This window comes from Bradyrhizobium sp. Ce-3 (assembly GCF_022835695.1).
Lineage (GTDB): Bacteria > Pseudomonadota > Alphaproteobacteria > Rhizobiales > Xanthobacteraceae > Bradyrhizobium.
The window spans coordinates 712,759-729,522 of sequence record NZ_BQUV01000003.1; the positions used below are offsets into that span (position 1 = coordinate 712,759).

Below are 16,764 nucleotides of genomic sequence, written 5' to 3' on the forward strand. Positions count from 1 at the left end.
ATTGCGCTATGGCGGGCGATCGGACGGCAGCCGACAGCGCCACGCTTCGCTGGCAAGCAGCCGGCGCTGTCGGTCGGCGATGGCAGGCCATCCGGAGCGCACCACGCTGAGCACCGCAGCGTCGGCGGATGGGCCTTGATTACAGGCAAAATAGCCGCGAAGCCGTCCTTCGCAGTGGAAGCCGAGGCCGGTGTAGAGCTCGAGCGTCCGCCGCAGGCGCCAATCCAGATGCACCTCGGCCCGCTCGACCGCGAGCACCTCGAACGCATGGCGCGTCATGAGATGCGTGACATGGCTGATGAGCACGACCTCGTCCAATCGTCCGCTGCTCCAGATCGGCGCCAGCGTCGCCCGCTTCTCCTCCGGCTCGAGCGCCGCGACAGCGGTAAGGCCGATGATGTCGCCTGACCCGGCGTCCTCGATCGCCAGGGCCGCCGTGACATTCGCGCAGCTCAGCGTGGCCGCCACGCGCGCGGCCGCCGCCTGGCCGGAGCCGCAGCGATCGAGCTGCCGAAGCGTGCCGGCGTCCCCGAGCTCCTTCACCCGCGAGATCCCGGAACCGTGGATCCTGGTGAGCAGGATGCGGTCGGTAGCCAAGGCTTCATGGCTGTCTGCGAATTGCATGCCCTATTGACGCATCGAACCAACATGCCGTCAAATGACTGGAATGGCAGTTCATATGCGGATTGGTCATGTCCCTGAATCCGAGACACGTTGACCTGTTTCGCGAGGTCGTGCGTCACAACGGAATCACCAAGGCAGCGCTCAGTCTGCGGATCGGGCAGCCCTTTGTCAGTCGCGCCATCGCGCGGCTGGAGCGCGAGATCGGTTTCGCGCTGTTCGAACGCGGGCGCGGCGGCGTCACGCTGACGCCGGAAGGCGAGATCTTCCTGCATGAGGTGGAGCGCAACCAGGCCGGGCTGGAGTATCTGGCGCGTGCGGCGCGCGGCATTCGCGCGCGGGGCAGCGGAACGCTGAGGATCGCCTGCCTTCCGGCATTCACCTATTCGTTGATGCCGCGGATCGTCAGCAGCTTCTCCAGGAAGAACCCCGGCATCATGCTGTCGGTCGCCGTGCACAGCCCTGAACGGGTCTGGAGTCTGGTCGCTGCAGGCCAGTGCGATGTCGGGCTGGCGCGACCCCAGTCAGGTTTTGCGGCGGTCGACGACGAACTGCTGATGACGACCGACGCAATCTGCGTGCTGCCGCGTCAGCACGGGCTGAAGTCCAAGCGATTGATCAGGCCAAAAGACCTGCACGGCGAGGCGATGATTGCGCCGGCGCCGGGCGCGCCGCATCGCACGCGCCTCGAGCGCGCCTTCGAGGACGCCGGGGCCGAGGTCAGAACGGTGGCCGAGATTCAGTACAGCATGCAGCGCTGCGCCCTGGTTGCGCAGGGACTGGGCTTCTCGATCGTCGATCCCGTGGTGGCGCGCGATTTTGCCAGCGCCCGGATCGTGCTCAAGCCGTTCACGCCGCGGCTGGAGCTCACCACGGTGCTGCTGTTTCCGTCGCAACGGCCGCGCAGCCGTCTTGCGCTCGAATTCTGCGAGCTGGTTCGCGCCGAGACTGCGGAATACAGAAAGCCCGCCCGCGCTCCGGTCTGACCTCTGTGTCACGTTCCGGACAATGCCACTCCGATCGGCGACAGCTGGGCTTCTGGTATCAACCTCTGATCTGTTCTACACTATGCCAACCGGTTGGATTGCCAGTCATGGTGCAAGAGCAGCCAGCGCGAGTCGAGCGTAGATTGTCGGCGATACTGGCCGCCGACGTGGCTGGCTACTCGCGGCTCATGCACGATGACGAAGAGACCACGCATGCAAAGCTTGGCGGGCTCCTGACAGATGCCGTTGAGCCCGCAATCACCGAACACCGTGGCCGCATTGTCAAGCGAACCGGAGATGGGTTCCTGGCGGAGTTTCCGAGTGCGGTCGAGGCGGTCAGAGCTGCTGTACGGTTTCAAGCCCGTATCTCCGAGCTCACGGCCAGTGACGCGAATGACAGGCGCATTGCTTTCCGTGTCGGCGTCAATATCGGCGACGTCATCGTCGAGCCGCATGACATCTTTGGAGACGGCGTTAACATTGCCGCGCGGCTTGAGGGCATTGCAGAACCCGGTGGCATCTGCATCTCGTCTTCCGCTTACGAGCAAGTCCGAGGCAAGGTTGGCGTTGAGTTCGTCGATTTGGGCGAGCGGAGTCTCAAAAATATCGATCGCCCGGTCCGCGCCTATGCCACGGTTCCGTCGACACGAGCGGAAGGCGCAAGAGCGAGCCCGATTTCACCGCCGCCTCTTTCGATCATTGTATTGCCGTTCGCGAATCTCAGTGGTGATCCCAAGCAGGATTACTTTGTCGACGGTGTCACCGAGAGCCTGACTACCGACTTGTCGCGCATCAGGGGCTCGTTCGTGATCGGTCGCCACACCGCATTCACCTACAAGGACAAATCGATTGATCTCAAGGAGATTGGCCGTGAATTGAGCATCCGCTATGTGCTTGAGGGCTCGGTTCAGCGCAGCGACAACCGGCTTCGAGTGAACGTGCAGCTTGTCGATGCCGAAACCGCCCACCACCTCTGGGCCGAGCGTTTCGACAAAGCTGTTACCGATCTTTTCGACGTGCAGGACGAGATCGTGTCCCGGCTCGCGAACACCTTGAATGCTCAACTGATCGCGGCTGAGGCGAGGCGAGCAGAGCGCTCATTACAGCCCAATTCCTTGGATCTCTATTTTCGAGGCATGGCGCACTGGAACAAGAGTTGGACCCCGGAGCACATGAAGCGAGCGCGGGGCTATTTCGAACGTGCGCTGGAACTTGATCCTGAAAATGTGGATGCATTGGTGGGAATTGCAGCGATCGACACGGCCAGTGCCGTCCATTTTATTGTCGATGATGTGTTTTCCCGGTTTCAATCGGCCGAGGCATATCTTGTGAAAGCCTTGTCGCTGGCCCCGGAACATGCCGCGGCCCACATGTTCCTGGGCTGTGTCCAAGTCTGCTCCGGTCATGCAGCGCAAGGCTTGGCGGAATGCGAGCACGCACTGGTCTTGAACAGGAATCTGGCCGAAGCGCATAGTACGCTCGGTGCCATCAAGGCGATGGTTGGCCGGCCGACGGAAACCGAGGCACACATACTGGAAGCGCTTCGATTGTCCCCGCTCGACGGGGCGGCGCATCGATGGATGAGTTATGTGGCGTTTTCCAAATTGTACGTCGGAGCCGATGCCGAGGCGGTGATATGGTTACGGCGATCTCTGAAGGCCAATACAAACTATCCTTGGGCTCACTTCGCACTCGCCGCGGCATACTCGCTTTCCGGTGAGCTGGAAGAGGCGAAAGCTGCTGCGAAAGCCGGACTCGCGCTTGATCCCGGTTTCACCATCCGCCGATTGAAGGCCTTTCCATTCTCGGGCGATGAGTCGTTCCGAGCCGGAATCAGGCGATTGATCAAGGGCATGCACTTGGCCGGGCTACCGGAGGGGTGAGTTCGGCGATGTCGGAATTGGGTGAGAACCGGCAATGCTCTGATTGAGAGCAGGTTTCTGCTCAGCACCGAACAGGCAATATTGCGAAGGCTGGTCCGGTTCGGCCGGCCGCCGCCTCACACCTCGAGCCATTCCTCGCGGACCGCGGCATTCGCCTTGAGCTGGTCGGGGGTGCCTTCGAACACCACGCGGCCGTGGCCCATGATGTAGACCCGGTTCGAGATCTTCATCGCGATCGACAGCTTCTGCTCGACCAGCAGGATGGCGACGCCGGCCTTGGCGATCCGCGCGATCAGCTCGCCGACCTGCTGCACGATCAGCGGCGCCAGACCCTCGGTCGGTTCGTCGATCATCATCAATTCGGGATCACCGAGCAGCGTGCGGCAGGTGGTCAGCATCTGCTTCTCGCCGCCCGACAGCACGCCGGCCGGCGTGTCGGCGCGGCGGGCGAGGTTGGGGAACATGTCCAGCATCTCTTGCAGCCGCCACTTGCCGGGGCGGCGCGGGTCCTTGATGCCGAGGATCAGGTTCTGCCGCACCGTCAGGCTCGGGAAGATGTCGCGGTGCTCGGGCACGTAGCCGAGGCCGAGGCGGGCGATCTTGTGGCTCGGCAGGCCCGCAATGTCCTGGCCCTTGAAGCGGATGGTGCCCTGCGGCGGCACTTCGCCCATGATGGCCTTGACGGTGGTGGAGCGGCCGACGCCGTTGCGGCCGAGCAGGCTGACCACCTCGCCGGCGGCGATGTCGAGATCGACGCCCTGCAGGATGTGGCTCTTGCCGTAATAGGCGTGAAGATTCCTGACCTCGAGCATCAGTCGACCTCCTCGCCGAGATAGGCTTCCTTGACCTTCGGATTGCCGCGGATCTCCTCCGGCGTGCCGGAAGCGATGATGTGGCCGTAGACCAGCACCGAGATGCGATCGGCGAGGCCGAACACCACGCTCATGTCGTGCTCGACGATCACGAGCGTGCGTCCTTCGGTGAGGCGGCGGATCAGTGCGACGGCGCGCTCGGTCTCGGCGTGGCTCATGCCCGCGGTCGGCTCGTCCAGCATGATGACGCTGGCGCCGCCGGCGATCGTGATGCCGATCTCGAGCTCGCGCTGCTCGGCATAGGTCAGGAGACCCGCCGGCACGTCGCGGCGATGGCTGAGATGAATGTCGTCGAGGATCTGCGCGGTGCGCTGCTTCACTTCGGGCAGAGTGTCGACGTTCTTCCAGAATGCGTAGCGGTGGCCGGTCGCCCACAGCACGGCGCAGCGGACGTTCTCCCACACCGTCATGCGGGCGAACACGTTGGTGACCTGGAACGAGCGCGACAGCCCGCGGCGGTTGATCTCGAATGGCCGCAGGCCGGAAGTGACCTCGCCGTTGAGGCGGATCTCGCCCGAGGTCGGCTTGATGTGGCCGGAGATCAGGTTGAACGTCGTCGACTTGCCGGCGCCGTTCGGGCCGATGATGGCGTGACGCTCGCCCTTGGCGACGCTGAGGTTGAGGTCGCGAATGATCTGGACGTTGCCGAAGCTCTTCTCGACGGCGTTGACTTGGATGGCTGCGGTCATGCGAGATACCCCCGATCACGGGCCACCGTCGCGGCGCGATCCCAGGCTTCCGCGACGCGCCGCCAGGTGATGCGGGCGACCAGGAAGCCACCGATCACCAGGACCGCCGCGGCCGCCCAGGTGGTCGGCGCGGTCGCGACGAAGGGAATGCCGAGCAGCTTGATGGCGTCGCCGCCGGAAAACCGCGCGACGGTTTCGATGGTCAGGATGATGCCGAGCGCCAGCGCCAGCGTCGGGATCGCCGCAACCAGATAGGACGGGATCACGGTGCCGAGCGTGCCGGCGCGGATCAGCGGACGGTGCTTCATCAGGATGCCGGCGATGCCGCCCGGCGCGAACATCACGATGCCGATGAAGATGACGCCGAAATAGAGCTGCCAGACCGAGGTCACGCTGGTCAGGCCGAGCTGCAGATAGGTCACCAGGATGGCGCCGAGGATCGGGCCGAAGAAATAGGCGGTGCCGCCGATGAACGCCGAGAACAGCACCAGGCCCGATTGCGTCGCGCCGAGATAGGCCGAATTGGCGATCTCGAAATTGATCGCGGTCAGGCCGCCGGCGATGCCGGCGAAGAAGCCGGCGAACATGTAGGCGAGATAGCGCACCACATGCGGATCGTAGCCGATGAACTCGACGCGCTCCGGATTGTCGCGCACCGCGTTGCAGATGCGCCCGAGCGGCGTGCGGGTCAGCGCGTACATCGCGATCGCCGACACCATCACCCAGAATGCGATCAGATAGTAGACCTGGATCTGCGGCCCGAAGGTCCAGCCGAACATCGGCATCAGCGAGGTGCGGTCGGTGGTGATGCCGGACTCGCCGCCGAACACGCTGCGCAGGATCAGCGACGACGAGGCGACCAGCTCGCCGATGCCGAGCGAGATCATCGCAAACACGGTGCCGGCGCGCTTGGTCATGACCCAGCCGACCAGCAACGCGAACGCCATGCCGCCGATGCCGCCGGCCAGCGGGATCACCGGCAGCGGGATCGGCCAGTTGTGGCTGGCGACCGCGTTCATGACATGCACGGCGAGGAAGCCGCCGAGGCCGTATTGCACGGCGTGTCCGAACGACAAGAGGCCGGTCTGGCCGAGCAGGATGTTGTAGGACAGCGCGAAGATGATCGCGATGCCGATCAGGCTGAACGAGGTCAGCGAGCCGCCCGACGAGAAGATCAGCGGCAGCACGACGAGCGCGATCGCGCCCAGCAGCCAGACGCCATAGAAGCTCAGGGCGCCGCCGGGCTCCTGCTTCGCCGCGGCAATTGAGGGCGTGGGAGCGTTGCTCATGACTCGCGCGTCCCCAACAGGCCCATCGGGCGGAAGATCAACACCAGCACCAGCAGCACGTAGGGCAGGATCGGCGCGATCTGCGCGATCGTGACGTTCCAGATGTCGGTGAGCGGCGAGGGGCCGAGGCTTGGATCGAGCGGACCGAACACGCTGGCGAGCGAGCCGTTGAGCGCGACCGCAAAGGTCTGGATCAACCCGATCAGCAGCGAAGCGACGAAGGCGCCGGGCAGCGAGCCGAGGCCGCCGAACACGATGACGACGAACAGGATCGGGCCGAGCAGCGCGGCCATGTCGGACTGCGTCACCAGCGAGGGGCCGGCGATAACGCCGGCGAGGCCCGCCAGCGCGCTGCCGACGCCGAACACCAGCATGAAGACGCGGCCGACATTGTGGCCGAGATGGCCGACCATGCTGGGATGGGTCAGCGCGGCCTGCACGATGAGGCCGACCCGCGTCCGCTTCAGCGTGACCAGCAGCGCGATGAAGATCACGACGGAGACCACGAGCATGAAGATCTTGTAGGCGGGGTAGTTGGTCGAGAACACGGTGAAGGCCGGGAAGTCGAGCGCCGCCGGGACCCGATAGTCGACCGGGCTCTTGCCCCAGATCATCGAGACGATCTCCTCGATGGCGAAGGCGAGCCCGAAGGTCAGCAGCAGCTCGGCGACATGGCCGTGCTTGTGGGTGTTGCGCAGGCCGTAGCGCTCGACGCCCATGCCGACCACGCCGACCAGGAGCGGTGCGATCACCAGCGCCGGCCAGAAGCCGATCCAGCGGGTGAGCTGATAGCCGAAGAACGCGCCCAGCATGTAGAAGCTCGCATGCGCGAAGTTGAGCACGCCCATCATGCTGAAGATGACGGTGAGCCCGCTGGACAGCAGAAACAACAGCATGCCGAACAGCACGCCGTTGAGCGTCGAGATGACGATGAGTTCAGCCACGGCGCACCCGCTTGAGACCGGAACGGTTCACGTGATCAAAGACCTGTCGGTGAAATGAACTCCGGCACACCACGCTGCCGGAAGACGAACGCCCCCGCAACCCCGTGGTCGCGGAGGCGCCTTGCGGTGGCCGATCAGGGCCGCTTCATGTTGCAGGTGGTCGGAAGCATGGTCTGATCGGTGTCGATCTTGGAGACGATGCGCCAGCCCCAGCCGGTGTTTTCCTCGTCGAACGGCTCCTTGGCCTTGTCGGCCGGCGCGCCGAACGCGGAGATGTAGATCGGCTGGAAGAACTGGTGGTCGTCCTTGCGCATGAAGCCCTCGCCGCCGTCGAACACGTCGAACTTCATGCCTTCGAGCGCCGCCGCGACCTTCACCGGATCGATCGAATTGGCCTTCTCGGCGGCCGCCTTGAACATCCGCATCTCGTTGACCGCGCGCGGATACCACACGGAAATGCCGGTCTTGGCGCGGAAGTCCTTCTCGAACTCCATCGCCGCCTTGTTGCCGGAGTTCGGCACGCCTTCGCTGATCTGGAACACCTGGTTCTCGAGGCCGGTCTGCTTGATCGCAGTCGGTCCGCCGGCGCCGCCGGCATAATAGGTGTACCAGTTGACCTTGAGGCCGGCGTCAGCCGCCGCCTTCAGCAGCAGCGCGAAGTCCTGGCCCCAGTTGCCGGTCACGACGGTGTCGGCACCGGACGCCTTGATCTTGGCGATGTAGGGCGAGAAGTCGGTGACCTTGAGCATCGGGTGCAGTTCGTCGCCGACGACCTGGATATCCGGCCGCTTTTCGCCCAGCATCTTGCGCGCCGCGGTCCGCACCGACTGGCCGAACGAATAGTCCATGTTGATCAGATAGACCTTCTTGATGGACGGCTGGCCCTTCATGTAGTTGGTCAGCGCTTCCATCTTGATGTCCGAGTTCGCATCCCAGCGGAAATGCCAGTAGCTGCACTTCTCGTTGGTCATGCTCGGATCGACCGCGGCGTAGTTGAAGTAGAGCACTTCCTTGCCGGGGTTGCGCGAATTGTGCTTGGTGACGAAATCTTCCAGCGCCGCACCGACCGACGAGCCGTTGCCCTGCGTGATGTAGTGGACGCCGGCGTCGACCGCCTTCTGCGCCTGCACCAGGCTTTCCTGCGGATTGGTCTTGTTGTCGAGCGGGACGATCTCGACCTTGTGGCCGAGGATGCCGCCCTTGGCGTTCAATTCGTCGGCGAGATACTGGAACGTCTTCAGGCCGCCTTCGCCAACGCTGGCGCCGCCGCCGGAGAGCGGGTCGATATAGCCGATCTTGATGGTTTCCTGCGCGGACGCCGCGCCTCCCAACACCGTCAGCGCTGCCGTAGCGGCAACGATCAGCTTACGCATCCTGGTTTCTCCCTTGCTCGTGTTTCTTGATCTTGGCGATCGAAGCCGTCTCATAGCCTCAATTGCCGAGCCTCCGCAACTTTCGCTTTGAATACTGCGTCAAGTTTTAGCGGAAGGTATTATAATGTTATAGGCTATCCATCAGCTGGGTCCGGCACAATTTTGAATTGGCAGTAAACTTTTGGATGAGGGCACGCGCTGGTTTCCGGTCGGGAACCAGTGCCATTCCGTGGTCAGGGGGAGGGAGAAGGTCGGATCGCGGCCGTGGCGGATCTAGCCCGGAAGCCGGCGCGGCTTGAGGCCCGCGAGAAACAGCCGCGCGAAATGATCTGCGATCTCTGCCGGAGACCAGTCGCGCCTGGTCTTGAACCAGATCGGATACCAATGGCCCATTCCGGTCAGGATGCGCTCCGCAAAGTATGTATCGATGCGGCGGAAGCGGCCCTCGTCGATCCAGCGCTGATAGCTGTTCTGGTCCTCCCGGATCGTCGCCAGCACGTCGCCGACATAGGCCTTGCGGTCGACGTCGCTGAGATAGTTGATGTTGTGGTAGGTCGCCTTCGGGCCGCACGGCGTGTCGTGCAGCATCAAGAGCAAGCGGATGCGCTGCACGATCTGATCGAATGCGCCGAGGCGCTGGGCTTGCAGATGCTCGCGGATGCCGACCTCGCCGGCGAGCCCGCGTCGCAGGCAGGCCAGCAGCAGGCTCTCTTTCTCGCTGAAATGATAGTAGATGCCGGCGCGCGTCATGCCGGCATCCGCGGCGATGCTTTCGAGCGACGTGCCCGACGCGCCCCTGCGGTTGAAGCTGTCGGAAGCAATCGACAGCATCCGGTCGAACTTCGCGGCGCGCTTGTTCAATGCCGCGCGCGCCGCGAGGAAAGGCGCGATGCTGAGCGGTTCGGGCATCTCGGGGATTGCGATCCCGCGCCGGTAGACGCCGTGCGTGATGATGTCGTCGATCGCATCGATTGCCTGCTGGCGCGTGTAGTAGTCGCGTTCGGACAGCCAGAACGGCACCCAGTCGAGGATCGAGATCAGCGCCACCGCCGTCAGCAGCGGTTCGTCGCAGGCGATCGAGCCGTCGGCAACGCCGCGTTTCAGCACGTCCGCCAGCAGTGCGGCGTTCTGCCAGCGCTTGGCGTGGACCTCACTGCTGTAGGGCGCGGCCAGCGCATCGATATCGCTGAACAGGATCATGCGCTGGCCTTCGGGCCGCAGCCTGCCGCGGACGAAGCGCCTGACGATCTCGAGCCCGTCGATGCCGGGCTCGGCGGCCGCCTCGATCTCGTGCCGATAGATTGCAAGGCCCCGCAGATAGCAGTGGAAGATCAGATCTTCCTTGTCGCGGAAATAGTGATACAGCGCGCCCGGCACGGCCCGCACCGACGCCGCGACCTGCTCCATCGTGACGTTCGCGTAGGAGTGGCGGGCAAACAGCCGGGACGCCGAGACGAGGATTTCTTCAGCCCGATCCGTCGGGTCGGCGGCGACTTGCAAGCTCGAATGCCCTTCCTGATCGCGGAACGAAAATCCGCACGCGAGATAATCCCCTTGGCAGCCGCTTGTCGATCTGCGATAGACGGTGGCATACCATACACCAGCGGTCTTTTGGAGAGAGCATGGCGCGCAACATTCTGATCCTTGGAGCTTCCTACGGCTCCCTGCTGGGGACCAAGCTTCTGATGGCGGGTCACAACGTGTCGCTGGTGTGCCGCAAGAACACCGCCGACCTGATCAATCGCGAAGGCACCGAGGTTCGGATCAAGCTGCGCGACGAGAAGGAGCACCGCTCGATCTTCTCGCGCGACCTGCCCGGCAAGCTCGACGCCGTCACGCCCGCCGATGTCGACGTGTCGCGCTACGACATGGTTGGCCTCGCGATGCAGGAGCCGCAATACACCAACCACACGGTTCGCGTGCTGATGATCAAGATCGCGGCGGCGAAGCTGCCGTGTCTCTCGATCATGAACATGCCGCCGCTGCCGTATCTGAAGCGGATCCCCGCGCTCGCCGGCATGGACCTCGAGGAGGCCTATACCAACGCGCAGGTCTGGGAGCGCTTCGAGCCGGGCCTCGTCACGCTGTGCTCGCCGGACCCGCAGGCGTTCCGTCCGCCGGAGGAGAAGGCCAATGTGCTGCATGTCGGCCTGCCGACCAACTTCAAGGCTTCGGCCTTCGCCGACGACAAGCACAACAAGGTGCTGCGCGAGCTCGAAGCCGACATCGACGCGGTGACGCTCGACGGCCAGGACGTGCCGGTGAAGCTGAAGGTGTTCGATTCGCTGTTCGTGCCGCTGGCAAAGTGGTCGATGCTGCTGACCGGCAATTACCGCTGCATCACGCCATCAGAGCCGCAATCGATCCGCGACGCCGTGCACGGCGACCTGACGCGCTCGCAGGCGATCTATGACCATGTCGACGGCATTGCCCGCAAGCTCGGCGCCGACCCGGCGGACCAGGTGCCGTTCGCGAAATACGCCAAGGCGGCGGAAAGCCTGCTCAAGCCGTCCTCGGCGGCTCGCGCGGTCGCCGCCGGCGCGCCGTTCATCGAGCGCGTCGATTTGCTAGTGAAGCTGATCTCGCACCAGCTCGGCACGCCGAGCGCCGAGATCGACCGCACGGTGGAGACCGTCGATCAGAAGCTGAACGAGAAGATCGTGCAGGGCGGCTCCGGCGCGGAGTGACGCGCGCTGATGGCGGGGGCAGCAACGCCCTCGCCATGCATCGGCGATCGGCAAGGCGCGCGATTGCGGCCGCCGAACGCATGGCTCGGCCCTGTCCGCTGAGGTAGGCTCACCCAGCTGCGGTTGGGAGCCACCGACATGCCGATCAAATCGCTTCCTCACCTTGCCATCTACGGCGACCTCGATCGCGCCCGCGACATCCTGCGCGCCTGGCAGCCGCTCGACCATCTCTCTCCAGACGACGCCGAGATCGTCGTGAAGGCGATCGCCGAAGGCATCGCCCGCGGCCGCCGGCACGGACTCGAGATGGGGCAGTGCCATCTGGCGGCGTAGGCGGCACGCCCAGCATTGATAGCGCACGTCAGGTGAGCACGCCGCTCGGGCTCCCTCTCCCCTTGCGGGAGAGGGTGGGGAGAGGGGTGGCCCCGGGCGAGACGATCGACATGAAGTCAGCGCCCGCAATCTCGGCTCCGTGCCGCGTGCTCGACTGAGTGGAGAGAGTTCGCCGTGTGGCACCCTTCTCCCCACCCTCCCCCGCAAGGGGAGAGGGAGCCCATCCGCCGGTGGCTCCATCACATGACGGAGCCCCTCGAAGCGCGGCTAGCCCTCATGCTCCACGGCCAAGATCGTCACCGCGCGCGTCTGGTGGCTCGGCGTCTGGAAATCGATGGTCTGGCCGACCGACAATCCGATCAGCGCGGCGCCGACCGGGGTCAGCACCGAGACGCGGCGCAGCGCGATGTCGGCTTCGTGCGGATAGACCAGCACGACTTCCCTGACATCGCCGGTCTCGTCGTCGCGATAGCGCACGCACGAGCCCATGCGGACCACGTCGTGCAGCTCGGCATCGTCGTCGACGAGTTGGGCCCGGTCGGTCTCGCGGGCGAGGAACTGGGCGACGCGCGGAAACACCGCCATGCTGGAATCGGCCAGCGCGCTGAGGCGATGCGCTTCGCTCGCGGTGATCACGATCGGTGGCAATGCGGCGGCGGCAAAGCTGTTCTGAATGTGTCGGGTCATGTCGGATGATCTTTGCGGTTGATCGGAGACGCACCAATGCCGGCGCGCGGATCTCTCGCGCGACGCGACAAGCTGAAATGATTGGGATGACGTTCAGGGAATCCGGACGGCGCGCGATCGCCGGCCGGCTAATTGCCTGCGTGCAGACGTCCGGCGCGCAAGCCGAGGCGCGCAATGCGGGTGTCGATGCTCAACATGTCGATCATGGCACCATCAACATAGCCGCTCGTGACGCCGCATCCATTGCGGCGAAAGCGCGCACGCGCGATCGCCGCAGCAGCCTTGCGTCAGGGCTGCCCGATGCCGGTGAGGCCGAGCACGGCGCCCGCGGCGAGCGCGAGCAGCGGATGGATGCGGGTCGTCGTGGTGGCGATCGCGACGCCCGCCGCGATCAGCACGGTGCCCCAGCTCGAGACCGAGGCGTGGGTGATGACGATGGCGCTGGCGGTGACGAGGCCGGCGGTGACCGGAACCAGCCCGGCCTGTACGGTGCGCCGCCAGGGCCGGTCCTTGAAGCGTTCCCAGAGCCGCAGCGCAAATCCGGTGACCAGCGACGACGGCCCGAACTTGGCGAGCGACGTCACCAGCACGCCCGAGAAGCCGGCGACATGCCAGCCGACCAGCGGCACCACCATCATGTTCGGCCCGGGTGCAGCCTGCGCCAGTGCGAACAGTGCGCTGAACTCCTGCGCCGTCATCCAGTGATGGATATCGACCACCTGACGCTGCATCTCAGGCAGGATGGTGTTGCCGCCGCCGAAGGCGAGCAGCGACAGCTCGGCGAAGATCAGCGCGAGCGTGACGAGGGTTGCGGTCATGATGCCTGCCTCGATCGCAGGAAGATGCTGAGCGGCGCCAGCGTCAACAGCGTCGGCAGCAGCGGCAATCTGAACACTGCGATCGCCAGCACGCACAGCGCGCCGATGACGAGGCCGAGCACGTCGCGGCGCAACGGCCAGGCGATCTTTATCGCGGTGGAGATCAAAAGCCCGGCTGCCGCGGCGGCGAGACCGCCGAACAGATGACGGACGACCGGGTCGTCGGCGAAGCGGCCATAGATCACGCCGAGGCCGATCACGACCGCGGTCGGCACCGCGATCAGGCCGAGGATCGAAGCGAACGCGCCGGGAAGGCCGCGAAACTTCAACCCCACCGCCACCGACATGTTGATGATGTTGCCGCCGGGCAGGAACTGGCAGAGCCCGAGCAGGTCGGTGAACTCGGCGCCGGTGAGCCAGCCGCGCTTCTCCACCATCATGTGGCGCGCCAGCGGCAGCACGCCGCCGAAGCCGGTCAGCCCGAGGATGAAGAAGCCCGTGAACAGCTCGCCGACATCAGGTGCAGGATGCCTGGTGGTTTGTGCGGCGGGTATGGCGTCCATCGGCGGGGCGGCTCCGGTTCGTTCGTTGTTGCGTTGACTCTAGTTGGCCGCGTGCCAAATATCCAATATATGGATAAGGTAATTTGCATATCTAATGCATATGGGTCGTCCCGATGATCGAGCTGCGCCATCTCCGCTATGCCGTCGCGGTCGCCGAGGAGGGCCATATCACCCGCGCCGCCGCGCGGCTCGGCATCCAGCAGCCGCCGCTGAGCCAGCAGATCCGCGCGCTGGAAGCCGCGATCGGCGCGCCGCTGTTCCGGCGGCAGCCGCGCGGCGTCGAGCTGACCGCTGCCGGCCGTGCCTTCGTCGGCAAGGCACGCGCGATCCTGCGCGACACCGAGCTCGCGGTGGAAGCCGCGCGCCGCGCCAGCCGCGGCCAGGAGGGGCAGCTCGCGATCGGCTTCACGTCTTCAGCGGCGTTCCATCCGTTCGTCACCGGGGTGATGCGCGAAATGCGCGAGCGGGCGCCGGCGATCACGCTGTCGCTCGAGGAGGCCTCGACCGGCGAACTGATCGAGGCCGTCGAAGCCGACCGGCTCGATGCCGCGTTCGTGCGCTCGCCGAGCGAGCGTCTGGAGAATCTGACGATCACGCATCTGCTCGACGAGGAGATGGTGGTGGCGCTGCCCGATCATCATCCGCGCGCCCGCAAGGACCCGCGGCGGCGGATTGCGCTGGCCTCGCTCGCCGACGAGCCCTTGATCCTCTACCGCCGCCCGACCGGGCCCGGTCTCTACGACAGCATCATCGCCGCCTGCCGCGCGGCGGGCTTCAGCCCGAAAGTGGCGCAGGAGGCGACACGGATGGTGTCGACGCTCAGCCTGGTCGCGGCCGGGCTCGGAATTTCGATCGTGCCGGAATCGATGGCGCGGCTGGAGACCGCAGGCGTGTCCTATCTCCGCCTCGAGCGCGCTACCGGCCTGGTCGCGCCGCTCGCGCTGGCGCGCAAGAAGGGCCCGGCCGGCGGCACGCTCGGCCGCCTGCTCGCCATCGTGACGCGGCGGGTGAAGGATCGCGCCGGCGTTTGAGGGACGTAGCTGAATGTTCCGCTGCCGCCTGTGGCGCGGAATGTGGGGAGTTTGGCGAACGCGCGCGTCCCGGTGCGGCTAGATCATTCGCATCGGACCCCCGATGCCGGCGCGTCGATCGCAACAGTTCAGTTGCGTCCGGCGGCTTCGGGTTCAATCACCACAGCGAAAGGCAGTTCAATGGCACGTTTTCCTGTCCATACGCTCGACTCCGCACCGGAAGCTTCAAAGCCCGCCTTGCGCGACGTCGAGGCGCGGTTTGGCATGATCCCGAACCTTGCGGCGACGATGGCGACGTCGCCGGTGCTGATCCAGAGCTTCATCGGCATCTTCGACAAGGTTCACGGCGGCAGTTTCACCGAGCAGCAGATCCAGACCGTGCTGCTCACCGACGCCGTGACCAATCGCTGCACCTGGGCGGTCGCGCTGCATTGCGCGCTCGGCTTGCAGGCCGGCCTCGATCCCGCCGATGTCGACGCGATGCGGGCCGGTCGCTCGCCTGCCGACAAGACCCTCGGTGCGCTCTCGACGCTGGCGCGGTCGCTGATCGAAAAGCGCGGACGGCTCGACGAGGAGGAGATCGAACGGTTTCTGGCGGCCGGGTTCTACAAGGACCTCGTGCTCGAGGTCATCACCATCGTGGCAGCGTCGACCATCACCAACTACACCGGCAGCGTGACCAATCCGCCGCTGGAGGCTGGGTTGCAGGACCATGCCTGGAACGGCTGAACTGACGCCGCACGCCCTCTCCCCGTTCTTACGGGGAGAGGGTTGGGGTGAGGGGCTGTCTCCGCGCATACGGCGCTAACCGGGTTTGCGGAGACTCCCTCTCACCCGGAACGCAGCTGACGATGCATCATAGCCGAAGCTCCGCTTCGGCGTTCTTGAGAACGGCCGCCGAAGGTGGCCTATGCCTCTCCCCGCAAGCGGGAAAGGTGAAGCAGAGACCATCGCTGGATTTGAAATAACGTCGTCATGCTTCAGCCCGCAAACCTGGCGCGGTAATCCTGCGGCGTGGTCGACAGCAGGCGCAGGAAGCTGCGCCGCATCGTCTCTTCCGATCCGAAGCCGCAGCGCTGCGAGATCCGCTTGACCGGCAGGCGCGTCTCCGAGAGCAGGTGGCGGGCGCCCTCGACCCGCAACCGCTCGATCGCGCGTGCCGGCGTCAGTCCGGTCGCATCGGCGTAGTGCCGGCTGAAGCTGCGCTCGCTCATGCCGGCTTGTTGCGCCAGCGTCGCAAGCGAGAGGTCGTCGGCCAGATGGCCGCTGATCCAGTCATGCAGCGCGCCGAACCTGTCGTCGGTCGTTTGCAGCGACAGCGCTTCGCTGAACTGCGCCTGGCCGCCGGGGCGCTTGAAGAACACCACGAGATAGCGGGCGACGGCGAGCGCCGCGGCGCGGCCAAGATCCTCCTCGACCAGCGCCAATGCCAGATCGATGCCGGAGGTGACGCCGGCCGACGTCCAGAACGATCCGTCGCGCACGAAGATCGGGTCGGACTCGACCCGAACGTCGGGAAAACGCTCGGCCAGTTCCGAACAGAATTGCCAGTGGGTCACGGCACGACGGCCATCCAGAACGCCCGATGCGGCGAGCAGGAACGCGCCGGTGCAGACCGATGCGGTGCGGCGCGCCTGCCCGGCGCGGCCGCGCACCCAGTCCACCAGCGCACGATCGGCCACCGCGGCGTTGACGCCGTCGCCGCCCGGAATCACCAGCGTGTCGACCGCGCTGCCGATCGCGGGCAGCGGATGCACCGCTATCCCGACGCCGGCCGATGCCTCGATCGTCGGGCCAGCCTTGGCGACGACGCGGACCTCATACGGCTCGGCGTTGCCCGCCTTGGCCGCCAGTGCATTGGCGGATGCGAACACCTGCAATGGCCCGGTGACGTCGAGCAACTGCACCGCCGGGTAAGCCAGCACTTCGATCGGGCGGCGATCTTTTGGCGAGAAACGTGGGCTGGTTGGCGTCATCGCCGAAGCCTG

17 protein-coding genes are annotated in these 16,764 nt (G+C 65.3%); 6 read left to right on the forward strand and 11 right to left on the reverse strand.

Annotation, left to right across the window (positions count from 1 at the left end; translation table 11 throughout):
• Window positions 1-6: 6 nt before the first annotated feature.
• Complete coding sequence (locus BRSPCE3_RS14455; protein WP_244066471.1) at window positions 7-624, reverse strand: GNAT family N-acetyltransferase; 618 nt, start codon at window positions 622-624, stop codon at window positions 7-9.
• A 68-nt stretch (window positions 625-692) separates the two neighbouring features.
• Between BRSPCE3_RS14455 and BRSPCE3_RS14460 the strand changes: the two genes are divergently transcribed.
• Window positions 693-1,607 carry a LysR family transcriptional regulator gene (locus BRSPCE3_RS14460; protein ID WP_244066472.1) on the forward strand — a complete coding sequence of 305 codons (915 nt, stop codon included), beginning with the start codon at window positions 693-695 and terminating at the stop codon, window positions 1,605-1,607.
• Window positions 1,608-1,714: 107 nt separating this feature from the next.
• Window positions 1,715-3,490, forward strand: coding sequence for an adenylate/guanylate cyclase domain-containing protein (locus BRSPCE3_RS14465; RefSeq protein WP_244066473.1), 1,776 nt, complete (start codon window positions 1,715-1,717; stop codon window positions 3,488-3,490).
• Between the two features lie 116 nt (window positions 3,491-3,606).
• Here BRSPCE3_RS14465 and BRSPCE3_RS14470 read toward each other — a convergent pair whose 3' ends face one another.
• The 6 genes from BRSPCE3_RS14470 to BRSPCE3_RS14495 all read right to left on the reverse strand — a co-directional run bounded on the left by BRSPCE3_RS14470 (window position 3,607) and on the right by BRSPCE3_RS14495 (window position 10,157).
• A complete protein-coding gene (locus BRSPCE3_RS14470) occupies window positions 3,607-4,302 on the reverse strand; it encodes an ABC transporter ATP-binding protein (protein ID WP_223966928.1) in 696 nt (231 codons plus the stop codon).
• A complete protein-coding gene (locus BRSPCE3_RS14475; protein WP_244066474.1) occupies window positions 4,302-5,051 on the reverse strand; it encodes an ABC transporter ATP-binding protein in 750 nt (249 codons plus the stop codon). Before BRSPCE3_RS14475 ends, BRSPCE3_RS14470 begins: the two co-directional genes overlap by 1 nt.
• Window positions 5,048-6,340 carry a branched-chain amino acid ABC transporter permease gene (locus tag BRSPCE3_RS14480; RefSeq protein WP_244066475.1) on the reverse strand — a complete coding sequence of 431 codons (1,293 nt, stop codon included), beginning with the start codon at window positions 6,338-6,340 and terminating at the stop codon, window positions 5,048-5,050. The genes BRSPCE3_RS14475 and BRSPCE3_RS14480 overlap by 4 nt, the downstream gene beginning before the upstream one ends.
• Window positions 6,337-7,284 (reverse strand): branched-chain amino acid ABC transporter permease, encoded by a 948-nt coding sequence (locus BRSPCE3_RS14485; protein ID WP_244066476.1) that lies wholly within the window; start codon window positions 7,282-7,284, stop codon window positions 6,337-6,339. The genes BRSPCE3_RS14480 and BRSPCE3_RS14485 overlap by 4 nt, the downstream gene beginning before the upstream one ends.
• A 134-nt stretch (window positions 7,285-7,418) precedes the next feature.
• A complete protein-coding gene (locus BRSPCE3_RS14490; protein ID WP_244066477.1) occupies window positions 7,419-8,657 on the reverse strand; it encodes a branched-chain amino acid ABC transporter substrate-binding protein in 1,239 nt (412 codons plus the stop codon).
• A gap of 273 nt (window positions 8,658-8,930) precedes the next feature.
• Window positions 8,931-10,157, reverse strand: coding sequence for a TetR/AcrR family transcriptional regulator (locus BRSPCE3_RS14495; protein WP_244066478.1), 1,227 nt, complete (start codon window positions 10,155-10,157; stop codon window positions 8,931-8,933).
• A 122-nt stretch (window positions 10,158-10,279) separates the two neighbouring features.
• On the opposite strand from BRSPCE3_RS14495, the gene BRSPCE3_RS14500 reads away from it, so the two are divergent.
• Both BRSPCE3_RS14500 and BRSPCE3_RS14505 read left to right on the forward strand, forming a co-directional pair.
• Window positions 10,280-11,344, forward strand: a complete 1,065-nt coding sequence (locus BRSPCE3_RS14500; protein WP_244066479.1) for a ketopantoate reductase family protein — start codon at window positions 10,280-10,282, stop codon at window positions 11,342-11,344.
• Between the two features lie 138 nt (window positions 11,345-11,482).
• Window positions 11,483-11,677, forward strand: coding sequence for a hypothetical protein (locus BRSPCE3_RS14505; RefSeq protein WP_244066480.1), 195 nt, complete (start codon window positions 11,483-11,485; stop codon window positions 11,675-11,677).
• 267 nt (window positions 11,678-11,944) lie between these two features.
• Here the strand turns inward: BRSPCE3_RS14505 and rnk are convergent, their stop codons facing one another.
• From rnk to BRSPCE3_RS14520, 3 genes are all read right to left on the reverse strand, one after another.
• Window positions 11,945-12,364: a nucleoside diphosphate kinase regulator gene (gene rnk / locus BRSPCE3_RS14510; RefSeq protein ID WP_244066481.1), complete on the reverse strand. Its 420-nt coding sequence runs from the start codon at window positions 12,362-12,364 to the stop codon at window positions 11,945-11,947.
• A 287-nt stretch (window positions 12,365-12,651) separates the two neighbouring features.
• The gene (locus BRSPCE3_RS14515) at window positions 12,652-13,182 is read right to left on the reverse strand and encodes a chromate transporter (RefSeq protein ID WP_244066482.1); all 531 of its coding nucleotides are present in this window, start codon (window positions 13,180-13,182) and stop codon (window positions 12,652-12,654) included.
• Window positions 13,179-13,745: a chromate transporter gene (locus tag BRSPCE3_RS14520; RefSeq protein WP_244066483.1), complete on the reverse strand. Its 567-nt coding sequence runs from the start codon at window positions 13,743-13,745 to the stop codon at window positions 13,179-13,181. The genes BRSPCE3_RS14515 and BRSPCE3_RS14520 overlap by 4 nt, the downstream gene beginning before the upstream one ends.
• 116 nt (window positions 13,746-13,861) lie before the next feature.
• Here BRSPCE3_RS14520 and BRSPCE3_RS14525 point away from each other — a divergent pair, with 116 nt between their 5' ends.
• Window positions 13,862-14,776 carry a LysR family transcriptional regulator gene (locus BRSPCE3_RS14525; RefSeq protein WP_375709913.1) on the forward strand — a complete coding sequence of 305 codons (915 nt, stop codon included), beginning with the start codon at window positions 13,862-13,864 and terminating at the stop codon, window positions 14,774-14,776.
• Window positions 14,777-14,956: 180 nt separating this feature from the next.
• Window positions 14,957-15,505, forward strand: a complete 549-nt coding sequence (locus BRSPCE3_RS14530) for a carboxymuconolactone decarboxylase family protein (protein ID WP_244066485.1) — start codon at window positions 14,957-14,959, stop codon at window positions 15,503-15,505.
• 251 nt (window positions 15,506-15,756) lie between these two features.
• On the opposite strand, the gene BRSPCE3_RS14535 is transcribed toward BRSPCE3_RS14530, so the two are convergent.
• The gene (locus tag BRSPCE3_RS14535; protein ID WP_244066486.1) at window positions 15,757-16,752 is read right to left on the reverse strand and encodes a GlxA family transcriptional regulator; all 996 of its coding nucleotides are present in this window, start codon (window positions 16,750-16,752) and stop codon (window positions 15,757-15,759) included.
• Between the last annotated feature and the right edge of the window lie 12 nt (window positions 16,753-16,764).

Bases quoted from the DNA above. Each gene is read 5' to 3' on its own strand.
- rnk (WP_244066481.1), bottom strand. From the start codon at position 12,364: ATGACCCGACACATTCAGAACAGCTTTGCCGCCGCCGCATTGCCACCG.
- BRSPCE3_RS14505 (WP_244066480.1), top strand. From the start codon at position 11,483: ATGCCGATCAAATCGCTTCCTCACCTTGCCATCTACGGCGACCTCGAT.
- BRSPCE3_RS14460 (WP_244066472.1), top strand. From the start codon at position 693: ATGTCCCTGAATCCGAGACACGTTGACCTGTTTCGCGAGGTCGTGCGT.
- BRSPCE3_RS14480 (WP_244066475.1), bottom strand. From the start codon at position 6,340: ATGAGCAACGCTCCCACGCCCTCAATTGCCGCGGCGAAGCAGGAGCCC.
- BRSPCE3_RS14515 (WP_244066482.1), bottom strand. From the start codon at position 13,182: ATGACCGCAACCCTCGTCACGCTCGCGCTGATCTTCGCCGAGCTGTCG.
- BRSPCE3_RS14535 (WP_244066486.1), bottom strand. From the start codon at position 16,752: ATGACGCCAACCAGCCCACGTTTCTCGCCAAAAGATCGCCGCCCGATC.
- BRSPCE3_RS14465 (WP_244066473.1), top strand. From the start codon at position 1,715: ATGGTGCAAGAGCAGCCAGCGCGAGTCGAGCGTAGATTGTCGGCGATA.
- BRSPCE3_RS14500 (WP_244066479.1), top strand. From the start codon at position 10,280: ATGGCGCGCAACATTCTGATCCTTGGAGCTTCCTACGGCTCCCTGCTG.
- BRSPCE3_RS14455 (WP_244066471.1), bottom strand. From the start codon at position 624: ATGCAATTCGCAGACAGCCATGAAGCCTTGGCTACCGACCGCATCCTG.
- BRSPCE3_RS14470 (WP_223966928.1), bottom strand. From the start codon at position 4,302: ATGCTCGAGGTCAGGAATCTTCACGCCTATTACGGCAAGAGCCACATC.
- BRSPCE3_RS14475 (WP_244066474.1), bottom strand. From the start codon at position 5,051: ATGACCGCAGCCATCCAAGTCAACGCCGTCGAGAAGAGCTTCGGCAAC.
- BRSPCE3_RS14490 (WP_244066477.1), bottom strand. From the start codon at position 8,657: ATGCGTAAGCTGATCGTTGCCGCTACGGCAGCGCTGACGGTGTTGGGA.
- BRSPCE3_RS14530 (WP_244066485.1), top strand. From the start codon at position 14,957: ATGGCACGTTTTCCTGTCCATACGCTCGACTCCGCACCGGAAGCTTCA.
- BRSPCE3_RS14520 (WP_244066483.1), bottom strand. From the start codon at position 13,745: ATGGACGCCATACCCGCCGCACAAACCACCAGGCATCCTGCACCTGAT.